Raw genomic sequence first — 24004 nt, forward strand, 5'->3', positions numbered from 1 at the left:
ACACGATGTCGGCGCGGGGTGCGCCGAAGGGGATGGGGAAGAAGTGCGCAAACTGCTGCCGCTGCTGAGCGCGAACCACGCGGGTGGACGGTCCGCTCTCACCTGCCGTTACCGCTGTGGTGACGCCTGCTTCCACGAGGTACCGAACACCAGCGACAACGAGTACGCGGGCGACATCATCGCCAGTGCCCTTTCCCGCCGCTCCATGATGCGTGCCGCCGCCGTCGTCACGGTCGCCGCCGCTGCGGGCGGCGCCGTCGTCGCGCAGAACGCCCCGGCGGCGGAGGCGGCGACCGACCACGGCCACGCCGGTTCCGGTTCCGGTTCCGGCGCGCGCGGTCTCCGCTTCACCCCCGTCGAGCCCAACACGGCCGACCAGGTGACGGTCCCCGCCGGCTACACCCAGAACGTCGTCATCCGCTGGGGCGAGCCCATCCTGCGCGGCGCCCCCGCCTTCGACGCCGACCGGCAGACAGCCAAGGCGCAGGCCGGGCAGTTCGGCTACAACAACGACTTCCTCAGCCTGCTGCCGCTGCACGAGTACGGCCGCCAGATCCTCGTGGCCAACCACGAGTACACGGACGAAGTCCTGATGTTCAAGGGCTACGACCCCGCCAACCCGACCCGGGAGCAGGCCGAGATCGCCTGGGCGGCCCATGGTCTCTCCGTCGTCGTCGTCCAGGAGGAGCGGAAGAGCGGCAAGCTCACGCCCGTCACCCGGCACTGGCTGAACCGTCGTCTGACGGCCACCTCCGAGTTCAGGCTCACCGGCCCCGCCGCGGGCAGCGACCTGCTGAAGACCTCCGCCGACCCGACCGGCACGAAGGTCCTCGGCACACTCAACAACTGTGCCGGCGGCACCACTCCCTGGGGCACCACGCTCCACGGCGAGGAGAACTTCAACCAGTACTTCGCCAACGGCTCCAGCGCGGCCGACAAGCGCTACGGCATCGGCAGCGCCGCCACCGAGCGCAAGTGGGAGCGGTTCGACAAGCGCTTCGACGTGGCCCAGGAGCCCAACGAGTCGCACCGCTTCGGCTGGGTCGTCGAGCTCGACCCGTACGACCCCGACTCCACTCCCCGCAAGCGCACCGCACTCGGCCGCTTCAAGCACGAGGCCGCCCAGCCGCGCCTGACCCGTGACGGCCGCCCGGTCGTCTACATGGGCGACGACGAACGCTTCGACTACTTCTACAAGTTCGTCTCGTCGAAGCGGATGAAGAAGGGCAACTCGCGGGCCGCCCGCGAGCACAACCTCACCCTGCTCGACGAGGGCACCCTGTACGTCGCCAAGCTCACCGGTGACAGCCCCTCCGAGATCGACGGCACCGGCAAGCTCCCGAACGACGGCGAGTTCGACGGTTCGGGCGTGTGGATCCCGCTGGCCACGGGCGATGTCTCGCATGTCGAGGGCATGACCGCCGAGGAGGTGTACGTCTTCACCCGCCTGGCCGGTGACAAGGTCGGCGCCACCAAGATGGACCGCCCCGAGGACGTCGAGCCGAGCCCCCGCACCGGCCGTGTGTACATCGCCCTCACCAACAACACCGACCGTGGAAAGCCGGGCAAGGCGGGCGCGGACGAGGCCAACCCGCGCAACCTCAACAAGCACGGTCAGGTCCTGGAGCTCGCCGAGCACTGGGACGACCCGTCGAGCGACGGCTTCGCGTGGCGCCTCTTCCTGGTCGCGGGTGACCCCGAGGACCCGGCCACGTATTTCGCGGGCTACCCGAAGGACACCGTCAGCCCCATCTCCTGCCCGGACAACGTGGCCTTCGACCCGCACGGCAACCTGTGGATCTCCACGGACGGTTCCCAGCTCGGCTCGCACGACGGTCTGTTCGGCGTCGCGACGCAGGGCGAGCGGCGCGGGGAGCTGAAGCAGTTCCTCACCGTTCCGAAGGGGGCCGAGACCTGCGGTCCGATCATCCAGGACCGCCGGGTCGTCGTCGCCGTCCAGCACCCCGGTGAGATCGACGGCGCGAGCGTCGAGAAGCCCGCGTCGGTGTGGCCGGACGGACCGGGCAGGCTCGTCCGCCCGTCGGTCGTCGCCGTGTTCCGCAAGGACGGCCGCGACATCGGCGTCTGATCCGCGGGGACGGAAGACACCCGCGACACCCGCGGATGGACCGCGGAAGACCCCTGAGAACCCCATGGGCCGGCCGCTCCCGCCGGCCCATGGGGAGGGGGCTCTAGTCCAGGCCCGTCGCCCTGCGGAAGCGGATGAACTGCTCCGCGGGGTCTCCCGTGTAGGACCACGGCACCCGCGCCGCCCGGGTGCCCAGCATTCCGAACAGCCCACGGGCAAGCTCCAGCTCACCGGAGTAACAGGCTGCGTGTGTGAGGTAGTTGAGCTCCTGGATCTCCTCCGGCAGCACCTGCCCGCTGCCGCGGCCACCGATCCACCGCTCCCAGGTCCGCCGGACCTCCGAGACCGCCAGCTCGTGTTTCCAGTGCTGGCCGAAGTCCGGGGCCGAGCCTCCGGCCCGGCCCCGGCCGCCCAGGGCGCCTTCGGCCACGTACCGGAACTCCTCCACCCGTGCGATCTGCACCAGCACCGGCAGCGGTGACCCGGGAGGCGCCGCGCCCGCGGCGTCGCGTGCGACGTCGTACATCGCGCCGTGTGTACCGTGCCAGCGCGCCGACCAGTAGCGCAGCAACTGCACATGGCCCTCGATGTTGTCCGGGTCGCGGCGTCGCAACTCCTCCCACCAGCCGCGCAGTTCGCGTCGTCCCACGCCGCCCTCGTACAGCCTGGCCACCGTCAGCAGCGACACCCAGGGCATCGGATCGGCGGGCGCCGCCTCCGCCGCGCCGAGACAGGCCATCACCGCGACATCGACCCGGCCGCGTTCGACCGCGGTGCCCCGGCCCGCCGCGATGGCCCGGTCGAAGACCCGAACCACCTCGGTGGCGGCGCGCAGGACGGCCGCGTCCGGGTTGTCGGGTTCGGCCGCCCGCCAGGACTCGACCGCCGACGAACCGGCTGCGGCGTGCGAGAGCAGCCTGATCCGGTACGTGCGCCGGGGGTGGTCGTTGCCGGTGGAGTGCAGCAGGTCCCGGACCCCCTGCCAGCGGCCGATCACGATGTCATGACGCGCCTCGGTGAGCGCGCGGTCCCCGGAGTCGGGGTCGAATACGGGCTCGAAGCGGCGGCGGGCGGCGGCCATGGGGGTGCCTGCTTTCTGGGGGGTGCCCACGCCGCAGGGCGTAGGGGGAGGTCTGCCTGCTGCGTGCGGGAGGTCAGAAATCCGTGGCCAGGGCGTCGCCGGCGGCGCCGGGTCGGCCCGACGCGGAACCCGCATAGGGCTCTTCGGCCTCGATCGCGCGGACCGCGTCGAGCTTCGCGGGACGGTAGTACGTGCTCCCCCGCCGCCAGTACCAGAGCATCGGCACCAGGCCCGCGGCCAGTCCGCCCAGGCCGATCGCGACCGCGGCGGCGCTCAGTTCGCCGAGCGAGGCGAAGAAGGTCCAGAACATGAACGCGGAGCCGAGCAGCGGCCACAGACCACCGAGGAGGAAGTTCCGCGCGGACGTCAGCAGCATCTTGCGGTACGCGACGACGGCGGCGAGCCCGGCGAGGCCGTAGTACACCGCGATCTGGAGGGAGATGGCGCTGACCGCGTCCGAGAGGATGTCGCCCACCGTGCCGAGTGCCGTCGCGGCCACGAACATCGCGAGAGCGACCGCGCCCACGACGGTGATGGCCACCCAGGGGGTGTTCCAGCGGGGGTGCACCGTGCCGAGCGCGGTGGGCATCGTACGGTCGCGCCCCATCGCGAAGAGTGAGCGCGTGACCTGGATGAGGGTGGTCTCCAGTGTGGCGACGGTGGACAGCAGCACGGCGATGATCAGGAGCTTTCCGCCGACGCCGGGCCAGATCTCGTCGCCCAGCACCCCCAGGGCATTGCCGCTTCCGGCCTGGATCTGCCCGGAGCTGAGGATGATGTTGACCGCGATCGTGAACGCTTCGAAGAGCAGGAAGACGATGCCGACGCCGACGAGGGCGGCGAGTCCGGCGGTCCTGCGGCTGTCGCGGGTCTCCTCGCTGAGGTTGCTGGTGACGTCCCAGCCCCAGTAGTAGAAGGCGGCGATCAGCGCCCCCGACGCGAAACCGGTCGCCCCGTCGAAGTGGCCGAAGCCCAGCCACGACCAGTCGAAGGCGTGGGCGGAGCCGTTGTGCAGCAGTGCCGCGACGAGGAAGAGCACCAGCAGGGCGAGCTCGACGCCGGACATCAGCAGCTGGGCGCGCACGGTCAGCCGGGCGCCGCCGAGGACGACCCCCAGCATGATCAGGAACCATCCGGCGCCGACCGCCGTGGCGAGCGCGGTGTCTTCGGCGAGGCCCGTGTCGAAGAGCGCGAGGGTCATCGCACCGGCCGGCAGCGAGCCGGCCACCATGAAGATCGTCGCGGAGACGACCAGAGCCCAGCCGGAGAGGAAGCCCAGGAAGGGGTGGAGGGTGCGGCCCACCCACGAGTAGCTGGCTCCCGCGTTGACGTCGATCCGCCCGAGGCGGCTGAACGCGAGGACGATGCCGAGCATGGGTATCGCGCAATAGAGCAGCGCGGCGGGACTCGCCAGGCCGACGGCCCCGGTCAGAACGGCGGTGGTGGCGGCGAGGGAGTACGCGGGGGCGCTGCCCGCGACCGCCATCACGATCGTGTCGAACGTACCGAGGACATTGGGCTGGAGCCCTCTGCTGGAGTTGCTGCTCATCGAATGTCCTTGTGTGGCAGGGCATATGGCGATGGATCAGGGTCGTCCGCCGAGCTGAAGCACTTACTCCGCAACGGGAGACGGAGCGCATCGTAGTCGCCCCCCGTACTCTCGGTGGTATGGCGGATGACGAAGGGACCGTAGGGACGACGGACGGGACCGTACGGGTCGACAGCTGGATCTGGTCCGTACGGCTCACCAAGACCCGATCCCAGGCGGCGACGGCCTGCCGCGGCGGTCATGTCCGTGTGAACGGCGAGCGGGTCAAGCCCGCGCACACGGTGAGGACCGGCGACGAGATCCGGTTGTTCCATGCCGGCCGGGAGCGGATCGTGGTCGTCTCGCGCATCATCCGCAAGCGCGTCGGCGCTCCGGCGGCGGTGCAGTGCTACGTGGACAACAGTCCGCCGCCCCCGCCGCGCGAATTCGTGGCGCCGACAGGAGTACGGGACCGGGGCGCGGGCCGCCCGACCAAGCGCGAACGGCGTGACCTGGACCGGTTGCACGGGCGTTCCTGAGGCGGATCGGCCGACGCAACTTCGCGGATCGGCCGGCACCTCTTCGGTGCGACCCCGCAGTACGGGACGATCGGGGCGACTTCGGCGGAGCACGGTGAGGACGCGCCCCGGGCGGAACCGGACGCCGGGTACCGGGGGCTTCGCACCGAGTCCGAGTCCGAGTCCGAGTCCGGGCCCGGCGGCCGCGGTGTGCGTGCCCGGCACCGGTCGGGCCGGTGTCCGGCCTCGGGCGCGGGACGGCTGACGCAGGAGCCGGTCCTCGGGCGCCCCGGACGGACCGCGGTGTGCGTGCCCGGCACCGGACCGCCCCGGCCGACGGGGCGGTCCCTCTCCTCCGCGGCGTTCAGCGGCGTGGGGACGCGATCGCGCGGGCCGCTGCCACTTCCCGGCGCAGGGGCGCGAAGACGCTCTTCTCGTCGCCCGCCAGGTCGGCCCGAACCTCGACGAGCTCTTCGCTGGAGCGGATGCCGTCCGCGAGCCCGTGGAGATGGCCGACCACGGCGGCGACCTCGTCCGGTGCGGGCGGCGCGGCACCGTGCGTCACACGGACCCGGGCGGCTGTCGTCGCGTCGGCGATGCGCTCGACGGCGACGACGAGGGGCCACCAGGCGGCGGCACGGGCGCCGGTCGGGGGCGGCTCGGTGAGCGCCCGCTGGAACTCGGAGCGCACGGCCGACAGATCCCGGTACAGGCGGCGACGCGACCGCACCCGTACCCCCTGGTCACCACCGAAGGACAGCTCCACGTAGTGCGCCGCGTCCTCCACGGCGTCCGCGAGTCGGTCGCCGATGCGGGAGCGCCAGCTCTCCGGCCAGAGGAGATAGCCCGCGACCAGCGCGATCGCGCATCCGATCAGGCTGTCGACGAAGCGTGGCAGGAGCAGGGCGGTGCCCAGCCGGTTCAGCAGGTCGGAGAGCAGCAGGATGACCGGGGTGATCGCCGCGGTCTGGAAGGCGTACCCCTTGGCCGTGAAGGCGGGGATGAGTGCTGCGAGCACCATCATGACGGGGACGTCCCACCAGCCGCGAGGCACCTCGGCGAGAACGGCAGCGGCCAGCACCAGCCCGGCCACCGTCCCCACCGCGCGCAGTACCGCCCGGGAGAACACCGAGCCGAAGTCCGGTTTGAGGACGAAGGTGACGGTGAGCGCGACCCAGTACGAGCGGTCCAGTTCGACCAGTGAGACGAGGGCCTGGGCGATGCCGATGCAGAGGGCGAGCCGCAGGCCGTAGCGCCAGGATGCCTCGGAGAGGAGCATCTCGCGGGCGGTGCGGCGCACCCGGATGCCCAGGGCAGCGGGGCGGCCCAGACGGTCGTCGACGTTGTAGGGGTCGGGGTCGGCCTCGTGGACGACGACGGCCGCGTGACGCACGGCGTCGTCGACGGCACGTTCGGACGGGGTACGGGGCGGCGGCAGGTCGAGGACCGGGTCGCCGGTGCGGCCCTCCTCGACGGCGTCCGCGAGGGTCCGCACCGCGGCGGGGATCGCGTCGGGCAGCGGGCGGCCCCGCAGATGGGCGACGGGGGCCGCCTCCACGACGGGGATCAGCACGTTGAGCTGAGCGACCAGCCGCACCAGGGACGGATTACGGCCGTGGTCGCGGGTGCGGCGGGAGAGGACCAGGTCGTAGGAGGTGTTGAGCGACGCGGTGACCGCCTGGCGGCGTTCGCCGTAGCTGTCGCTGCTCGCCGCCGCGAGCAGATCGGCGACGGCGCGGTAGGTGCGGGCCACCGCCGACCGCTCCGGCACACCGCCGCGCAGCGGCCAGCCGAGGAGCGCGAGGAAGAGGACGAACATGCCGCCGAGGCCGAGCAGCAGCGCCGGCTTCCACCAGGGGCTGGGCATCTCGAGCCCGGCACCGACCACCGCGTTGAGCAGGAGCAGCAGCCCCGACACGGAGGCGACTGCGCCGATCGACGAGATCATGCCCGAGACGAGCGCGACCAGGGTGAGCACCCCGACGGCGACCCAGCCTTCGCCGTACACGAGCGTGCCGAACGTGACGCCGACGGCCCCGAAGAGCTGCGGGACCGCGATATTGACGATCCGCAACCGGTAGGCGTCGGCGGTGTCGCTGATGACGCCGGAGAGCGCCCCCATTGACACCAGTGCTCCGTAGACCGGCTGGTGGATGGCGAAGCCGACCGCGAGCGGGGCGGAGAGCGCGATGGACGAGCGGGCCACGGCGGGCCAGGGGATGGGGGCGGGCTGTGGGCGCAGGCTCCTGAGCAGCCAGGTGGGTGGTGAGAGCCGTCGCTGTTCCGTCGCCATGGCGTCACCCGCTGTGCAGTTCGAGGCCGACGAGCAGGGCGCGGTGGTCGGTGCCGGCGAAATCGAGGAACCGGGCACCGGTGACGCCGAAGTCGCCGCTGACCAGCACGTGGTCGATCTGTGCGCCGAGCGGGCCGGGACCGGCCGCGGGCCAGGTCGGCGTGCGGGACGCACCGGCGACGCGTGCGCTGTCGTGCAGGGCTCCCGCGTCGAGGATGCCCCGGAAGGCGGCGTGGTCCTGGCTGGCGTTGAAGTCTCCCGCGAGGATGGTGGGCGTTCCCCTGCTCGCGGCCGCGTACGCCCGCACCCGGCCGAGCTCCTCGCGCCATGACCCGGTCCCGCCGGGGACGGGCGGCAGCGGATGCGCGAGCTGGAGGCGGACCGAGCGGCCGCCGATGCGCGCGTCGGCCCCCGGCATGGCCAGCTCGCCCGGGATGCCGGCGGTGCCGCGGGTGAGAGGGTGCACCGAAAGGATCGCGGAACCCGCGGCGAGTTCTCCCTCGACAATGCGACGGTACGGATAGTCCGTGCTCGGAATCCGGACGCGGAGCGCTTCGGCGCAGGCGTGGTCGCATTCCTGCACGAACACCAGATCCGGCTTCTCGCGCCGCACGGCGTCGATGAGGTCCGGTGTGGCCTGCCCGAACTCCACGTTTGACGTGAGCACCCGGAGTTGGGCGACGACGGGGCCGCGCGTGTGCGTCGACCCGGAACCGTACGGCTGCGTGTACCAGCCCGTCACTGCCAGGACGACGAGGGCGCAGACGATGAGCACGCGATGCCGGGCGAACAGGGCGAGCAGGAGGCCGAGCCCCGCGGGGACCAGCAGCCAGGGCAGAAACGCGAGGAGCTGGGTCACGGGTGTGTACGCGTCCGTGTCGGTGGCCCGGCAGCCGACGACCACGGCGGCCCCGCCGAGCAGCAGCCCGGCGGCCCACGCGGCGCCCCGCCGCCAGGGCGAGCGATGCGGTCCGGGGGCAGGAGGGGCGGTGGCCGCGCCCGGGGCGTCCGCGCACCGGGGTGCCCCGCTGCGGGGGCTGCGCTCGGGCTCCATGCCAGTCAAACGGACAGAGGCGCCAAAGAGTTCGCCTGCGTCACCCGCCGCCGACGGGGGCGGGCCCTGCGCGGTCGGGTGCGGGGCGGGCGTCACCGGGCGGGCGCGCGGGCGGGGCTCAGCGGTGCCAGGGCCTCTCGTTCGGATCTTGCCGGGCTCGCGGGGTCCGGCACGCACGCCCGCCGCGTTGTCGTCGGTCGACCACGCTCCGCGCGGGCTCCGTCCTCCGCCTTGCGATCGCACGCACCGGACCCCGCTCACCGATCCAGCCCGATCCGGACGAAAGGCCCCAGCCGTGGTGCGGGCGCGTTCCCCGTCGTGTCGGTCGCCCTCGTGTCGGTCGCTCATGCCGGTCGGTGCCGGTCGGTTCGGCACTGGTCCGTTGTGCACCGGTCCGGGCCGTGTCGGCCCCGGTCCCGGCCCGCCCCCGACCGGCGAGGTGAGGGGTGGCACGGCGGGCGGTCAGTGCCGTACCGCCTGGCCGATCTCGGCCTTCGGAGTGCCTGACAGATCGCGGTTGCTGCGTGCCTCGCCCGTCTTCGAGCCGCCCGCGGGGACATCGTTGATCGAGAGCACGGTGGCGTCGAGGAGGTTGCCGTCGGCATCCTTGTAGCTGACCTGGATCGTGTAGTCCGCGGTGCTGCCGGAGCTGTTGGTCACGGTGATCTCGGCGACGGCCTTGCCGTCCTTGATCGTGGTGGGGCCCGCCTTCACGTCCCCCTTGGCGTTGATCGCGCCCTTGATGTCGGACACCTTCGCCGTCGCGGACGCGATGGCCTCGCTCGCCTTCGACGCCAGCGACTCCGGTGTCTCGCCGTTGTCCGAACACCCGGTGAGCGCCGCTGCGATGAGCGCGGCGGCAATGAAGGCGTTGCGGGCGCAGCGATTGCCACAAGCCTGTCTCATACGCCCCAGCCTGCGCCCGAGTGACGCGTTCGGCCACTCGGGCGCATGCGTGACGGGGCCTGCGAGGGGCCGGGCCTACGAGGGGCCGTGGCGTGGCGCGGGGACGGGCAGCGATGTCCGGGGCTGCCGGCCGTCAGCGGGACCGGAGCCGTCCGCGGGCCCGTGGACCGGCGCGAGCCCCCGCAGGGCGTCGATCAGGAGCTCGACGCCGAATGCGAACTCCGCCTCGTGGTCGTTCACGGCGAGGATCGGGGCGACCTTCTCCACCGCCGGGAAGCCGGAGCCCGCGAAGTATGCGGTCCTGGTCTGTTCCACCGCCGAGCCGTCATGGTCGGCAGAGGACGGCGACGTGTGGAACTCGCGCAGCAACGAGCCGACTTGGAACGAGACGAAGAGACGCAGCGCGTGCACGGCCGTCGCCTCGCCGAAGCCGTGGTCGAGCATCATCGCCAGCATCGTGTCCACCGGAGCCAGCGCTGTCGGCGTCGACAACTGGCGCATCAGGACCAGTTCGCCCGCGCGCGGGTGGCGCAGTGCCGCCTGTCGGAAGGCGTGGGCGATGGAGCGGATGCCGTCCTCCCAGCCGCCGCTCATCCGGCGGGGCATCCGCATGTCCGTGGTGATGAACTCGGTGACGCCGTCGAGAATGTCCGCCTTGCTCTGCACATGGTTGTACAGCGACATCGCCTGCACGCCGAGTCGTGCCGCGATCCGGCGCATGGACAGTCCGTCCACACCCTCCTCGTCGATGATCAGCAGTGCGGCTTCGACGATCCGCTCCCGGGTCAACGGCTCACGAGGGCGGGGAAGTTCGCGGCGCGATCCGTGGGCCATGGGTGACGGCTCCTCTTTCGGGTGGCTACGCGCGGTAACGCTTGACGGCTTACAGCGTAAGTGCTTCTCTCCTGTCTCGTACTTACGGTGTAAGTGGCGGCACAACTGCGGTGGAGGCAAGGCGAGATCCGGCCCTTCACATCAGCACGACCACCATCCTCTCCCAGCCCGGTCCCAAGCCGGGTCTCCCCCTGGAAGCAGGAGGCACAGATGTCTGTGCGTACCACCCCCATTCCCCAGCGACGCTCCTCCCTGACGGTTCACCATCTTGACTGCGCCCCCATGCGCCCCCTCGGCAGCGCACCGCTCGTCTCGCACTGTCTGCTGATTGCGACCGGCAGTGGCCTGGTCCTCGTGGACACGGGACTGGGCGCGGCGGAGGTCTCCGATCCCCGGAGGCTCGGCGCGCTGTTCCGCCATACGATGCGGCCCGAGCTCGATCTGTCGCGTACGGCGGCCCATCAGGTGCGGGCGCTGGGGTACGACCCCTATGACGTCCAGGACATCGTCCTCACCCATCTCGACCTGGATCACGCGGGCGGGCTCGCCGAATTCCCGCACGCCCGGGTGCATGTGATGGCCGACGAGTACCGCTCGGCCATGCGCCGTGACACCCGGCTCGAGGCGAGCCGCTATCTCCCCGCCCAGTGGGCGCACGGCGTCGACTGGGTCGTCCACGACACCGCCGACTCGGACTGGCTCGGCTTCCCCGCGTCCCGGGTGCTGCGGTCCCCCGACATCCTGCTGGTGCCACTGCCGGGCCACACCCGGGGCCACAGCGCGGTCGCCGTCCAGGAGCCGGACCGGTGGCTGCTGCACGCTGGTGACGCCTACTTCTTCCACGGCGAGGTCGACCTCCGCCGACCCCGTTGCCCGCGCCCGCTCGCGATCACACAGCGGATGGTCGCCGACGACCACGAGCTGCGGCTCAGCCAGTTGGATCGGCTGATGCGGCTGCGCCGGTCCCATCCGCGGCTGGTCCGTATCTTCTCGTCCCACGATGCGCAGGAGTTCGACTTGCTGGCGAACGGCGACTAGTGCTGTGACCGGATGGGTTTACCGGGAAGCTCGCGGCGTCCGGTGCATGGGGTCTCTCCCGGCCCCTTGCGGCCGCGGGCAAGGACGCGATCAGCGCGTTGACGCGGTCGAGTCGCCGGCGCGGTCAGGACACCCGTGACCGGCTTCCCCGTCCACCGTCCCGCCGTTCTTCCGCGCCGGCGGAGCGATCAGCCTCCCGCGGATGCCGCCCGGATGCCGCCCGGATCCCGCCCGCGCCGATCACGCGGCTCGGTACGGGCAATCCGGCGCCCGAACCGCCCATGAAGCTCGACCGGCCCACCAGCTCACCGGACCGTTCCGGCATCCCCGTCCGTGCCCGGCCCGACGAGCGGCCCGCGACCTCGTCACCGCAGATCACGCCCGCTTCCCGTACGAGAGCCGACCGCGTCCTGGCCGCGACCTCCTGGGCCGACCCCTCATGACGCCGCGCACAGCGAGTCCCCCAGCGGGGAGCGCGCGTAGAAGACCTCACGACCGCTGCGGTTGCGGGCCACCAGGCCGCTCATGCACAGCACCTTGAGGTGCTGACTGACCGCGCCCGGTGCCATCGACAGCCGGCGCGCCAGGATGCTCGTGGTCGCCGACTCGGCGAGGGTGACCAGAATCCGGGCGCGGGTGCTGCCGATGAGGGCGCTGAGCGCCTCGGTGGTGGGAACGGTCCCCTGGGACCAGACCGTGGCCACGCCGGGGGCGGGGTAGACCAGGAGGGGCTGGTACGGCTCCGCCATCACGGCGGTGTCCGGCCAGTGGAAGACGCTCGGTACGAGGATCATGCCGTCCCCGTCGAGGGGCCCGCTGCGCCGCCAGGCGCCCGTCCGTACGCGCAGGAGGCCGTCGTCCCAGGTGATGTTCGCGTGCAGGTCGTTGAACATCGCCCCGGCACCCTCGCGGGTCAGCTGCCTGGCCCGGCGCAGCACTTCGGATTCGATCAGACCGCGTACGCGCGGCCAGAACGGTTCCAGCGCCGTGTCCCAGTACAGGCGCAACTCGGCCGCCGCTCGGGCCACGCCGGCGGCCGGGTCGGCGAGGAACTCCCGTACGGGCGGGGAGTCGGCCCCCGGGAGCCTCGCGGCCTCGCGTGCGGCCTCGTCCGGGTCCGCCCCGGCGGCGATCTCCAGTTCGGCGGTGACGTCCGGCAGCGGGCCGGCGGGCGGCGGCGTCAGGAAGTCGACGAAGTAGGGGCCGAGGGGCACGAGCGCGAACAGCAGCCGCAGATCCAGACCGGCGAGCCGGGGCCGCACGGCCCGCACCCAAGGCAGGTGCAGCGCGTGCCGGGCCGGATCCTGCAGCGTTCGCAGGCTTGCCACCGCCTCGAACACCGGGGAGAACGCGAACCTCAGCCGGGCGAGGTCGACGGAGGTGAAGTCGAATTGGGCGTACGAGGATTCAGCCACGACTGAAACATTTACGAGTCGCCGGACCGCTGGTCAACCATCGTCGCCATGGCCGTCCTCACATCCCGCCCCTTCTCCTTCCGTCCGCGTTCCCGTCCCCCGCCTCGACGGGACAGCGACCGAACCGGCCCACCACAACAGCGAAGGACATGACCATGCAGAACCCACTCGCGAGCCGATTCCACTCCCCGCTGACCGCGGACAACGCCGTTCTCCTGCTGGTGGACCACCAGATCGGACTGTTCACGGGCGTCCGCGACATCAGCGTCGGCGAGCTGAAGCACAACGTCACCGCCCTCGCCGAGGCGGCCCTCGCCCTCGACGTACCCGTCGTCGTCACCACCACCGCGGCCGACAGCATGTGGGGCCCGCTCATCCCCGAACTCCGGGCCGTCCTGCCGGACAAGCTGGAGGTGATCGACCGAAGCACGGTGAATGCCTGGCACGACGACCGCGTCCGCGAGGCGATCGAGGAGACCGGCCGCGACAGGATCCTGATCGCCGGCGTCTCCCTCGAGGTCTGCGCAGCCTTCCCGGCCATCGCGGCGACGGCCGCGGGTCGCACCGCCTACGTCGCCGTCGATGCCTCCGGCACCTTCTCCGCAGCCAAGCGCGAAACCGGCCTGCTGCGCCTGCAGCAGGCCGGCGTCATCGTCAGCGACTACGCCACTCTCGCTGTCGAGATGCTGGCCGACAACGCCCACCCGCAGTCGCCGGCGGTGTACGGCGCCCTCGACATGCCGTTCGCCACCCTGGTGGGACAGCTGACGGCGGCCTACGGACGGTAGGCGACGGCCGGGAGGGCGAGGACGCCGCGTCCGGTGTCCCGCATGCGGGACACCGGCACCGGTGCTTCGACCGGGCTCACCACGCGCTTCCCAGCGGGCCGGCCCCTGGCCGCGGGAAGGGTGTGGAGGTGGCCACGACTCGGTACCGGCTTGGGAAAAGCGGTTCGGACCCGCCAAGTCGGCAGGAGCGTACGCTCATGCCTTTCGATTCCCTTTCCGCCACTCCGCAACCGCCGGAGGACCGCCCACAAGGTCAACGCGGCCCCGAGCCGCGCAACGACGCACTCGCCGCCGGCTGTCTGGTGCTGGGCCTGCCCCTTCTCGAGACCCTGGGGGCGCTGATGCTGGCCCTGAACCTGGGGATCCGGGGCTGGGCCCGCTCGAGCGAGCACGCGAACTCCAAGTCCCCTTCCACGGCGCCGCCTCCCATGGACTGGGTACCGGTGTTCTGGCTCGGCGGGTTCACCATGGTCGTCCTCGTGATCGCCGTCATCCTTCTGCGCTCGGCACGGCCGTACTCAGGAGGGCTTCAACTGCTCATCGCCGCGCTCTCCCTGGCCGTCACCGTCGCGGTCGGGCACAGCGAGTACGAACGCGCCCATCCGACGCCGCTGCCGCCGTGCCCGACGGTGGCGGGAACGCTGTGTGAGCCCGACAGTCCGGCGTCCCCGGACGGGACGGGCCGCACCTCACACCAATGCCGCAGTGGCGGGAACAGCAATGAGTGTGCCGACAGCGGGCGCTGACCGATCTCGAGACCGACGCCGGCGATGCGTGAGGCACGTGGACACGGGGCTCCTGCCGGCTCGCCGTTCCGACGAGGGGCGCCCGGAGGGGAGGCCGCCCCCCGTGTGCCGCGCCGGACACCTCGAACCCCCGCCGTACGGCCGCCCGGCCGAGAGGTTCGGCCGTGCAGGACCCGGGCGGGGGCGCGAGGAGGACGGGTGGGACCAGGGGCATGCGGGGGACGCTGCCCCGCTGCGGTCAGACGGCCCTGGCGTGCGACTTCTCGGTCGCCAGTGCCCAGATCACGAAGATCGAGATGGCCATCGAGCAGATCGCCCAGACCGGCTGGTAGGGCAGGAAGAGGAACTGGGCAATGATGTTGAGCGACGCCAGCGCGATACCGGTGACCCGTGCCCACTCGGCGTCCTTGAGGATCCCCCATCCCGTGATGGCGAGGATGACACCCAGGATCAGGTGGATCCAGCCCCAGCCCGTGAGGTTGAAGGAGTAGATGTAGCCGCCGACGCGGGTGTAGACCGTGTCCTCGGCGATGGCGGCGATGCCCTCGATGATGTCGATGATGCCGACCACCGTCAGCAGGACACCGGCGAAGAGGGTGCCGCCGGCCGCCCAGCCGCCGCTACCGCCGTTCGGTCCGGTTCCGCGGGTTGACGTGTTCGGTGCTGTGTTCTGGCTCATGGCGCCAGCATGCGGCGATCAGCGGTATATCGGACATTTCAGTTAGGCCATTCGAGGTACGCCCGCGAGGTAGGCCCGCAGTGCCGCGTTGAACTCGGCGGGACGCTCGAGATTCGGCATATGGGCCGCTCCCTCGACCACGCACAGTGTCGATTCGGGCAGGGCCGCATGCATCGCCTCTGCGTCTGCCACCGGTGTGAACGCGTCGTCGCGTCCCACGACGACCAGTGCGGGGACCTCGACCCGAGTGAGCAGTTCGCGGTAGTCCGGGCGCCGCGCCCGGCCGCGCAGCGCGGCCGCCGCACCCGCCGGCGGGGCGGCGAGCATCATCCGGTGGACCGCTTCCGACGCCTCCGTGTTGTACGGCGCCACCATCGCGTCCCGTACTTCGTCCGCGTACCCCCTCATACCCTCTGCGAGAAGCCGGTCCGCCATGGCGTTGCGGGACGCCCTGCCCTCCTCGGTCTCGGCGGCCGGGAAGGTGTCGGCGAGGACGAGTCCGCCGACCCGCTCGGGGAAGAGACGGTAGAACTCCATGGCGATCTGGCCGCCCATGGAGAGGCCGGCGAGGACGCATCGGCGCACGCCGAGCAGATCGAGCAGCCCGGCCAGGTCGAGGGCGAAATCGCCGAGGAGCGTGATGCCCGGCACGACGGCGGAGGCTCCGTAACCGCGCAGGTCGGGAGCGATGACCCGGTGCGTGGACGAGAACGCGGCGAGCTGCGGAGCCCACATCGAGCGGTCGAAGGGATGGCCGTGGACGAGGACCAGGGCCGGTCCCGTGCCCTCGTCGTCATAGCCGACGGACAGGTTGTGGATCAGTGCGGACGGCATGCCCACGAGGCTAGGCGCGGCCAACTACTCGGTGCAATAAGATCTTTGCTCTCGGTGCAATCCTGTGGCACGTGGAGGGTGGATGCAGGACTTCCGGCGGCTCGCCGACGACATCGCGAAGGACATCGCGCAGGGCAGGCTGCGCCCGGGAGACCGGTTGCCGCCCCAGCGGATGTACGCCCGCCGGCGCCGGGTCGCGCCCTCCACGGCGATCCGCGTCTACGGCGAACTCGTGCGGCGTGGCCTCGTGGTGGGCGAGGTGGGGCGCGGGACGTTCGTACGGGCGGCGCCCCCGCTGCCCGGGCCCTCGCTGACCGAGCGCGTCGGTGATGCGCCGGTGAATCTGGAGCTCAACTATCCGGTGGCGCCCGGGCAGTCCGAACTGCTGGCGCCGGGGCTCGCGGCGCTGACCCGTCCCGATGTGCTCGCGGAGGCGGCTCGCCCGGTGGCCCCGGACGGCACGGAGGAGGCACGTCACGCCGCTGTCGGCGTGCTCGCCAGGAGCGGCTGGTCACCCGATCCTGACAGGATCATGTTCGCCGGAAACGGCCGCCAGGCGATCGCCGCCGCGATCTCCTCGCTTGTGCCGCGCGGCGGCCGACTCGGCGTTGAGTCCCTGACGTATCCGCTGGTCAAGACGATCGCGGAGCGGCTTGGCGTGAGTCTTGTGCCGATCGCGACCGACGCGGAGGGCATGGCTCCGCAGGCGCTCGCCGAGGCCTATCGTGCGGCGCCGCTGTCCGCCGTGTACGCACAGCCGACCCTGCACAACCCGCTGACGGTGACGGCGGGGCCCGCTCGCCGGGCGGAACTGGCCGCGGTGCTCGACGAGCTGGGACTCACCGCGATCGAGGACACGACCTGGGCCTTTCTCGCGCCGGATGCCCCCGCCCCGCTCGCCGCCCATGCCCCTGAGCGGACGGTTCTGGTGGACAGCCTGTCCAAACGCCTCGCACCGGGGCTGACCGTCGGCTATCTCGTGGCGCCCCGGGGACATCGGGAGACGCTGACGGCGGCGCTGCGGTCGGGTGCCTGGACCGCCGCCCGGTTCTCCCTCGCAGCGGCCACGCGCTGGTCACAGGACGGGGTCGTGGGAGCGGTCGCCGAGTCCAAGCGTGCGGACGCGGCGAAGCGCCATGCGCGGGTACGGGACCGGCTGGGGCACTTCGACCTCGGGGCCGACCCGCGTACGTACTACATCTGGTGGCGGCTGCCCGCTCCGTGGCGCGCCGAGACGTTCGTCGCGGCGGCGGCCGGGCGGGGGATCGCGGTGACGCCGGGAGGGGCATTCGCGGTGGGCGCCGGCACTGCGCCGGACGCGGTCAGGGTCGGGCTGGCGTCGCCGTCGCCGGCAGAGCTGGCGTGGGCGCTCGGGACGCTGGCGGACCTGGCGTCGGGCGAATGCGACGATCCGGCAGTCCGCCCCACTTCCTCCGCTTCCGCCTCCTCCTCCGCCGTCTCCGTCGCCGCCGGCCGGGCCCTCGACCCTGCCGCGCCCGCCACCACCGAGGCCGGTGATCCCGGCGACCGCACCGATCCCGTCTGATCCACCGCGACACATCCGCCTGATCCACTTGCCACGCCGATGGTGCGGGTGTCCGCTGGTGGATGGAGAAGTGGACGGAGCGGAAGGAGCACGGCCATGGCTGCACATGCGGCGGTGCCGGCGCGGCACCACGGCTCTCTCGGGTGGGCGCTGCCCCTCACCATCGGAGTGATCTACGGCTTCTACACGTCCTTCATGGCACGTGAGGCCGGGGAGTCCGTCGGCGGGCAGCTGGTGATCGGCTTTGTCTCCGGGATCGTGCTGGCGGGACTGTGCTTCCTGCTCGGCCGCGTCCAGGAGGCGCTGCCGCGCGAACTGCGGGCGGCGGCGTACGCAGTGCTGATGGGCATCTCCATCGGGTATCTGTACAGCTTGAGCGGACGCAGCATCCTCACCGTGACGGCGCTGGCGCTGGCCCTCGCGGTCGCCACGTTCCTCGTCACCTTCTACGCCTTCTACACGCACGAGGAATGACCTCCGTCACGCACGAGGAGTGATCTCGCGCTCTTCCGCAGGCATCCGCGCGGCCGCCAGATCGGGTCTGGCGGCCGCGCGGTGCCGTCTCGCGCCCTTCCGGTGAGGGGGGCGGAGACCGCGGAAGGGAGGCGCCTCATGCAGGACGTACCGCCGCTGCGGGTCGCGGTCGTCATCGGCAGTACGCGCGAAGGGCGCATCGGCGACTCCGTGGGGCGCTGGTTCGCCGGGCGGGCGGCCGAACGGGAGGACCTGGAGCTGGCCGTCGTCGACCTGATCGACTTCGACTTCCCCGCCCGGTATCCCGACCGCCCGACCCCGCAGATCCGGAGGTTCACGGCCGAGGTGTCCCGGGCCGACGCGTTCGTGGTCGTGACCCCCGAGTACAACCGGTCCTTTCCGGCTTCGCTGAAGCAGGCCATCGACTACGCCTACGACGAGTGGCGGGCGAAGCCGGTCGCCTTCGTGAGCTACGGGCACGGATCGGGCGGACTCTATGCGGTCGAGCAGCTGCGTTCGGTTTTCACCGAGCTCCATGCGGTGAGTTTGCGCAACGGGATCGGTCTGAACCTCCTGGAAGACCGGATCGACAGCGATCGGGACCGGTTCGACAGTGACCAGGACGGGGCGGTGGGGCTGATGCTCGACCAGCTCCGCTGGTGGGGTCTTGCCCTGCGTGAGGCCCGCGCGACCCGCCCGTACATCTCCTAGACCACCCGACCCGCCCTCCGACCCCCCTACTGCCAGTGCGAAGGAACCGAAGGAACCGACGATGAGTACAGATCTGGCCATCGAGACGACCGGCCTGGTGAAACTGTTCGGTGAGAACCGGGCGGTCGACGGCGTCGATCTCCGCGTGCCCGCAGGCACCGTCTACGGCCTTCTCGGGCCGAACGGCGCCGGCAAGACGACCACGGTGAAGATGCTGGCCACCCTGCTCAGGCCGGACGGCGGAGAGGCGCGGGTCTTCGGCAACGATGTGCTGGCGGACGCCGACGCGGTGCGGAGCAGGGTCAGTCTCACCGGGCAGTACGCCTCGGTGGACGAGGACCTGACCGGCACCGAGAATCTGCTCCTGCTCGCCCGGCTGCTCGGGCACGGCAAGCCGGCCGCCCGTGAGCGGGCCGCCCAGCTGCTGGACGCCTTCGGGCTGTCGGACGCCGCCGACCGCCAGGTGAAGAACTACTCGGGCGGTATGCGGCGGCGCATCGACATCGCGGCCTCCATCCTCAACACCCCCGACCTGCTGTTCCTGGACGAGCCGACGACCGGCCTCGACCCGCGCAGCCGCAACCAGGTCTGGGACATCGTGCGAGCCGTCGTGTCGCAGGGCACGACCGTGCTGCTGACCACGCAGTATCTGGACGAGGCCGACCAGCTGGCGTCCCGTATCGCCGTCATCGACCACGGCAGGGTCATCGCCGAGGGCACCAAGGGTGAGCTGAAGGCGTCCGTCGGGTCCGGTGCCGTCCATCTGCGGCTGCGCCACGCCGACCAGCGCCCCGAAGCCGAGCGCGTCCTCGCGCTCGCGCTCGACGCGACCGTGCAGCCGGACCCCGACCCGCTCGCCCTCACCGCCAGGGTCAACGGCCACGGCACCGAGCTGGGCGCCGCCGAGCAGGCGGCGCGGGCCCTGTCCGAGCTGGCCAGGGCAGGCATCACCGTGGACAACTTCGCGCTGGGCCAGCCCAGCCTGGACGAGGTCTTCCTCGCCCTCACCGACAAGGACAAGAAGGCCACCGTGGTGGCGGACACGAAGGAGACCGTGGCATGAGCACCGTCGCCACCAAGGAGACCGACGACCTCACATTCGTCGCCCCCAAGGCCGAGGACCTGGCGGCTCTGCTCGTGGCCGGGGAACGTCCGCCGCGGCCGAGCGCACTCTCCGCGTCCCTCACGTTCGGCTGGCGGGCCATGCTCAAGATCAAGCACGTACCGGAGCAGCTCTTCGACGTGACCGCCTTCCCGGTCATGATGGTGCTGATGTACACCTACCTCTTCGGAGGGGCGCTGGCGGGGTCGGTCGACGCATACATCCAGTTCCTGCTGCCGGGCATCCTCGTGATGAGCGTCGTGATGATCACGATGTACACGGGTGTGGCGGTCAACACCGACATCGAGAAGGGTGTCTTCGACCGCTTCCGCACCCTGCCGATGTGGCGGCCCGCCCCCATGGTCGGCTATCTCCTGGGCGATCTCGTCCGGTACTTCATCGCCTCGGTGGTGATGCTGGCCGTCGGCCTGATCATCGGCTACCGGCCGGACGGCGGTGTGGTCGGGATCCTGCTCGGCATCGCGCTGTTGATGCTGTTCTCCTTCGCCTTCTCCTGGATCTGGACCATGTTCGGGCTGCTGCTGCGCTCGGAGAAGTCGGTCATGGGCGTCAGCATGATGGTGATCTTCCCGCTGACCTTCCTGAGCAATGTCTTCGTCGACCCGAAGACCATGCCCGGCTGGCTCCAGGCGTTCGTCAACAACAGTCCCGTCACTCATCTCGCCACAGCGGTGCGGGAGTTGATGGAGGGCGGCTGGCCGGCCGCGGACATCGCCTGGACGCTGGGCTGGGCGGCGGTCCTGGTGACCGTCTTCGGTGCGGTCACCATGCGTCTCTACAACCGCAAGTGACGGACCGCTGCGTCCCGGCGGACCCCGGCCCCCTCGAGGGAGCCGCAGACCGCCGGGCCGCCGTGGCCGGCAGCGAAGTCCGACGCCACCACCCTCTCCCCATGAGCGGTTGGACGACATGACGGGGGTGCCGCCGGGGTCACGGCGTCACAGGCGCCATGAGGAGGGCGGGTCCGGGCGGTAGGCGCAGAAGGAGCCCGTGGACACCGACTCCCTCAGATGGGCCGCGAGTTCGGGATGCAGGGAGCCGAGCCTGCGAAGGGTGTCGCGGATGCGGGCCGTGACCGTCTTGCGGGCACGTTCGGCCTCGTCGCCGAGCCGGCGGGTGCGGCCGCCGAGCCCGGCGGCGGTACGCAACTCGTGCAGCAGAGCTTCGCGTTCGTGGTCGTACGCCGCGGCGCGGGCGGTGTCCCCCGATTCGGTGGCACGGTCGATCTCTTCGTCGAGGCGCTCCAGCCGGCGGCGGTACTGCGCCTTCGCCTCCTCGTCGAGGACGGGGTCGCCGCCGAACCGGCGGGCGGCGACAGCGGCTTCACCGGCCGCAGGTTCGAGCAGCTGTGCGGCGGGAACCTCGGTGCCGGGACGGGCGAGGAGAACGGCGAGATCGCGCAGGCCCTTCGCGTCCGGAACATGGACGGTCCGGCCGCGATAGGACAGGACCCAGACGGCTCCTTCGCGCCGGAACTCGCCCTGACCCGGGGGAGGAGCCACCTCGATGCGCACTCCCTCCCTTGCCGGCCGGGTGCCCAGGGCCTCCGAGGCCCGGGCCGCCTCCCGCGCCAGTGCGTCCGCCCGCACCCGGTCGTCGCCGGACCCGCGGGCGCGCAGCACATCCCCCAGGGCGGCCCTCGCCCGCAGCGCCCAGGGCCGGGCACGAAGGCGGTCGGCGGATGCCACGGCGGCCGTCAGCTCGTCGACCGCCTCGGTCCAGCGGCCCGCCGCCGCATCCAGCAGGCCGAGCCAGAGGTCGACGGGACCGCTGATGTCGCAGCCGTACAGGGACACGACCCACTGTCCCCGGTACGGCTCGAACGCGGCCCGCGCCGCCGCGATGCGCCCCTCGTCGCCGGAGAGCGCCGCCGCCTGCGCCCGCAGCCGGAGCCCCAGCGGGGTGAACACCCGGGGGAGCGGTTCGGGCATGGCCTCCAGTCCCGCCAGCAGACGCAGCGTCAGCGCACGGTCGCCGCGCTCGGCCGCCGTGATGCCCTCCAGCAGCGCCGGATACGGATGCCCGGACGCGTCCAGCCGGGCCAGGACGTCCTCCGCTTCACGGACGCGACCCTGGAGCAGCCGCAGCCCCCATTCGATGTGCAGGCCCATGAAGCCGAACGGCGTGTGCTCATGACCGCTGAGACAGGCGTCCCTCAACAGGTCCTCGGCTTCCTCGAAGCTGCCGGTGAGCCCGGCGACGAGGCATTTGTCGACAGCCACGCCCAATTCGTAGCGCCGCAGCTTCATCCGTTCGCCGACGGCCTGGGAGATGCGCAGTTGCTCGAGGTAGCGGGGATCGTCCAGTTCGAGCAGGGTGACCCAGCGCATCGACATGGCGTGGAATTCCATGTCGTTGTTCTTCGTGCGCTGAGCGACGGCCGCCATCTCGTCGGTGAGCCTGAGCCGTTCCTCCGAGGTGCCGAGCCCCCAGATCGAGTCGTGCCTGGCCCACAACGAGAACGCCAGGGCCTCGTCGTCCCCGTCCTGCCGGGCCAGCGCGGTGGACCGCACGGCGAGCTCCTGGGCGATCCGCTCGGGACTGAGCCCCTCCGGGTCCGCGCCACCACCGATCAGTGCGCGGTGGGCGTCCCGCAGCCGCACCGCGGTCTGCTTCCGCCGCCGTCCGTCGGTCAGGGAGCCGTGTGCGTGCAGCGTTATCGCGACGCGCGCCAGCAGTTCGGCGTCGCCCAGTGAATCCGCGAGAGCGGCGGCGCGGTCGAAGGACGCCCATGATTCGGCGTCCGAGCCGGCGTGGTGCAGCTCGCCGCCGAGGTCGAGCGCGATCAGGGCCGCCTGCCGTTGCGATCCGGCCGCCGCGCGTCCCGCCGCCCCGCCGTCCCCGCTGCCCGCGCCCGCGTCGCCGTCCCCGCTGCCCGCACCGCTGTCCGCGGCGTCAACGTGTGACTTGTGGCGGGCGACGGGCCCCCGCCCGGGCGCGGCACCGGCCTCCGCGACCTCCAGCGCCCGCCGGTAGTGCCCGACGGCTTCCTCGGTGGCCAGCCTCCCGGAGGCGTCCCGGGCTGCTGCTGCCAGCAGCTCGGCACGGCGCCCGGGCGGGAGCTCGGCACCGGCGAGGTAGGCGTGCCGCGCAAGATCCGCGGGGATGACCTCGCCCGTGATGTCCGGGGCGTCGTCCAGCGCCCGCACGACGGCGCCGTGCCGCCGCCGGACGTCCGCTTCGTCCAGCGCGTCGTACAGCGTTTCCCGGACCAGGTCGTGGGCGAACGCGAACCGCCCAGCCTTGCGCACCGTCACCAGCCGTGCCGTGACCGCGCGCTCCAGCAACCGGTCCACATGGGGCACCGGTTCCCCGGCCACGACGGCCAGCACCTTCCGATGGAACTCGCGGCCCAGCACGGCGGCCGTGATCAGCAGTGCTCCGACCGGCTGGGGCAGCAGGACCAGCCGCCGGCGCACCGCTTCCCGCACCCCGGGCGCGACCGCGGTCACCGGGCTGCCACCGTGCCAGAGCCTGGCGGTCTGCTCGACGAAGAACGGGTTGCCGCCGGTGCGCCGGTGCACCTCGTCCACGAGCGGTGGCTCCGGCTCGCGCCCCGCGGTCAGCGCCATCAGCGTGCCCACCTCGTCCCGCTCGAGCCCGGTCAGCGTCACCGTCGCCGTCGCCCGGGCCGCGAGGGGCAGGATGAGGGACTGCAGGGGATGGTCCGGGCTCTCCACCTCGACGTCCCGGTAGGTCCCGACCAGCAGCAGCCGCTCGAACCAGGCGTGCTGCGCCGCGAATTCCAGCAGCTTCAGCGATGCCGGGTCGGACCAGTGGAGATCGTCGAGCACGACCATGACGGGGCGCCGCTGCGAGACGGTGACCAGCGCGGTCGTCACCGCGTCGTAGACCGCGAAGGGTTCCTTGTCGGCGTCGTCGCCGGTCGCCTCGCCGAGCAGCACGGCGAGCCGGCCGCCCGCCGCCTTCTCGGCTTCCGTCCACTCCTCCTCGTCCGCCGCCCGCCGCAGCGCACGCACGACCTGCACCCACGGCCAGTAGCCGGGTGCACTGTCCGAGTCCCAGCACGATCCGCCGAGCACCAGTGCACCGAGCCGCCGCGCCTCGTGCGCGGCCTCGGTCACCAGGGACGTCTTGCCGATGCCCGCCTCACCGGTGACCAGCACGAGGCCCCCGTGGCTGTCCGTCGCCCGGCCGATCTCGGTCCGGAGGACGCCTGCGGGGTGCTCGCGCCCGATGAGTGCAGGGCTCATGCCGAGAACCATAGGAGGGCGCACCGACAATCGGTACGGAGTTCTGTGACGGCCGGTGCGCGGAGCCGTCGTCCCCGCCCGGCGGGCGGGGGGTCTCCTCCCTCGGACGGCCGCCGCCCGGCCCGCGTACCGG

The 24004-nt window shown here is 71.8% G+C and carries 20 protein-coding genes; 10 read left to right on the forward strand and 10 right to left on the reverse strand.

The features are described from left to right. Positions 1 to 43 precede the first annotated feature (43 nt). On the forward strand, positions 44 to 2089 hold the full coding sequence (locus tag AC068D_RS09685) for a PhoX family protein (protein WP_478822410.1): 2046 nt from the start codon (positions 44 to 46) through the stop codon (positions 2087 to 2089). 103 nt (positions 2090 to 2192) lie between these two features. On the opposite strand, the gene AC068D_RS09690 is transcribed toward AC068D_RS09685, so the two are convergent. Both AC068D_RS09690 and AC068D_RS09695 read right to left on the reverse strand, forming a co-directional pair. After that, complete coding sequence (locus AC068D_RS09690) at positions 2193 to 3170, reverse strand: hypothetical protein (RefSeq protein WP_478822617.1); 978 nt, start codon at positions 3168 to 3170, stop codon at positions 2193 to 2195. A 73-nt stretch (positions 3171 to 3243) separates the two neighbouring features. Next, positions 3244 to 4719 (reverse strand): APC family permease, encoded by a 1476-nt coding sequence (locus AC068D_RS09695; RefSeq protein WP_478822411.1) that lies wholly within the window; start codon positions 4717 to 4719, stop codon positions 3244 to 3246. Between the two features lie 11 nt (positions 4720 to 4730). On the opposite strand from AC068D_RS09695, the gene AC068D_RS09700 reads away from it, so the two are divergent. Beyond that, positions 4731 to 5237: an RNA-binding S4 domain-containing protein gene (locus AC068D_RS09700; protein WP_478822412.1), complete on the forward strand. Its 507-nt coding sequence runs from the start codon at positions 4731 to 4733 to the stop codon at positions 5235 to 5237. 343 nt (positions 5238 to 5580) lie between these two features. Here the strand turns inward: AC068D_RS09700 and AC068D_RS09705 are convergent, their stop codons facing one another. From AC068D_RS09705 to AC068D_RS09720, 4 genes are all read right to left on the reverse strand, one after another. After that, positions 5581 to 7509: an FUSC family protein gene (locus AC068D_RS09705; RefSeq protein ID WP_478822413.1), complete on the reverse strand. Its 1929-nt coding sequence runs from the start codon at positions 7507 to 7509 to the stop codon at positions 5581 to 5583. A 4-nt stretch (positions 7510 to 7513) separates the two neighbouring features. Continuing rightward, complete coding sequence (locus AC068D_RS09710; protein ID WP_478822618.1) at positions 7514 to 8563, reverse strand: endonuclease/exonuclease/phosphatase family protein; 1050 nt, start codon at positions 8561 to 8563, stop codon at positions 7514 to 7516. Positions 8564 to 9025: 462 nt separating this feature from the next. Continuing rightward, entirely contained in the window at positions 9026 to 9469 is a 444-nt protein-coding gene (locus AC068D_RS09715) for an FxLYD domain-containing protein (RefSeq protein ID WP_478822414.1), read from the reverse strand. A gap of 75 nt (positions 9470 to 9544) precedes the next feature. Then, positions 9545 to 10303 (reverse strand): TetR/AcrR family transcriptional regulator C-terminal domain-containing protein, encoded by a 759-nt coding sequence (locus tag AC068D_RS09720; protein WP_478822415.1) that lies wholly within the window; start codon positions 10301 to 10303, stop codon positions 9545 to 9547. A 210-nt stretch (positions 10304 to 10513) separates the two neighbouring features. On the opposite strand from AC068D_RS09720, the gene AC068D_RS09725 reads away from it, so the two are divergent. Then, positions 10514 to 11341 carry an MBL fold metallo-hydrolase gene (locus AC068D_RS09725; protein WP_478822416.1) on the forward strand — a complete coding sequence of 276 codons (828 nt, stop codon included), beginning with the start codon at positions 10514 to 10516 and terminating at the stop codon, positions 11339 to 11341. A 437-nt stretch (positions 11342 to 11778) separates the two neighbouring features. Here AC068D_RS09725 and AC068D_RS09730 read toward each other — a convergent pair whose 3' ends face one another. Continuing rightward, on the reverse strand, positions 11779 to 12756 hold the full coding sequence (locus AC068D_RS09730; RefSeq protein ID WP_478822417.1) for an ArsR/SmtB family transcription factor: 978 nt from the start codon (positions 12754 to 12756) through the stop codon (positions 11779 to 11781). Positions 12757 to 12911: 155 nt separating this feature from the next. Between AC068D_RS09730 and AC068D_RS09735 the strand changes: the two genes are divergently transcribed. Further along, positions 12912 to 13544, forward strand: coding sequence for an isochorismatase family protein (locus tag AC068D_RS09735; protein WP_478822418.1), 633 nt, complete (start codon positions 12912 to 12914; stop codon positions 13542 to 13544). Between the two features lie 197 nt (positions 13545 to 13741). Beyond that, complete coding sequence (locus AC068D_RS09740; RefSeq protein WP_478822419.1) at positions 13742 to 14290, forward strand: DUF6234 family protein; 549 nt, start codon at positions 13742 to 13744, stop codon at positions 14288 to 14290. A gap of 238 nt (positions 14291 to 14528) precedes the next feature. On the opposite strand, the gene AC068D_RS09745 is transcribed toward AC068D_RS09740, so the two are convergent. Both AC068D_RS09745 and AC068D_RS09750 read right to left on the reverse strand, forming a co-directional pair. Beyond that, the gene (locus tag AC068D_RS09745) at positions 14529 to 14969 is read right to left on the reverse strand and encodes a DUF7144 family membrane protein (protein WP_478822420.1); all 441 of its coding nucleotides are present in this window, start codon (positions 14967 to 14969) and stop codon (positions 14529 to 14531) included. Positions 14970 to 15011: 42 nt separating this feature from the next. Then, a complete protein-coding gene (locus AC068D_RS09750; protein ID WP_478822421.1) occupies positions 15012 to 15803 on the reverse strand; it encodes an alpha/beta fold hydrolase in 792 nt (263 codons plus the stop codon). Positions 15804 to 15885: 82 nt separating this feature from the next. Here AC068D_RS09750 and AC068D_RS09755 point away from each other — a divergent pair, with 82 nt between their 5' ends. The 5 genes from AC068D_RS09755 to AC068D_RS09775 all read left to right on the forward strand — a co-directional run bounded on the left by AC068D_RS09755 (position 15886) and on the right by AC068D_RS09775 (position 20448). Next, complete coding sequence (locus AC068D_RS09755; protein WP_478822422.1) at positions 15886 to 17349, forward strand: aminotransferase-like domain-containing protein; 1464 nt, start codon at positions 15886 to 15888, stop codon at positions 17347 to 17349. A gap of 96 nt (positions 17350 to 17445) precedes the next feature. Continuing rightward, the gene (locus AC068D_RS09760) at positions 17446 to 17823 is read left to right on the forward strand and encodes a hypothetical protein (RefSeq protein WP_478822423.1); all 378 of its coding nucleotides are present in this window, start codon (positions 17446 to 17448) and stop codon (positions 17821 to 17823) included. A gap of 138 nt (positions 17824 to 17961) precedes the next feature. After that, positions 17962 to 18534: an NADPH-dependent FMN reductase gene (locus tag AC068D_RS09765; protein ID WP_478822424.1), complete on the forward strand. Its 573-nt coding sequence runs from the start codon at positions 17962 to 17964 to the stop codon at positions 18532 to 18534. Positions 18535 to 18595: 61 nt separating this feature from the next. Continuing rightward, on the forward strand, positions 18596 to 19597 hold the full coding sequence (locus tag AC068D_RS09770; RefSeq protein WP_478822425.1) for an ATP-binding cassette domain-containing protein: 1002 nt from the start codon (positions 18596 to 18598) through the stop codon (positions 19595 to 19597). Further along, positions 19594 to 20448, forward strand: coding sequence for an ABC transporter permease (locus AC068D_RS09775; RefSeq protein ID WP_478822426.1), 855 nt, complete (start codon positions 19594 to 19596; stop codon positions 20446 to 20448). The genes AC068D_RS09770 and AC068D_RS09775 overlap by 4 nt, the downstream gene beginning before the upstream one ends. Positions 20449 to 20595: 147 nt before the next feature. Here AC068D_RS09775 and AC068D_RS09780 read toward each other — a convergent pair whose 3' ends face one another. Continuing rightward, a complete protein-coding gene (locus tag AC068D_RS09780) occupies positions 20596 to 23871 on the reverse strand; it encodes an AAA family ATPase (protein ID WP_478822427.1) in 3276 nt (1091 codons plus the stop codon). Between the last annotated feature and the right edge of the window lie 133 nt (positions 23872 to 24004).

This window comes from Streptomyces sp. NPDC043861 (assembly GCF_056435905.1).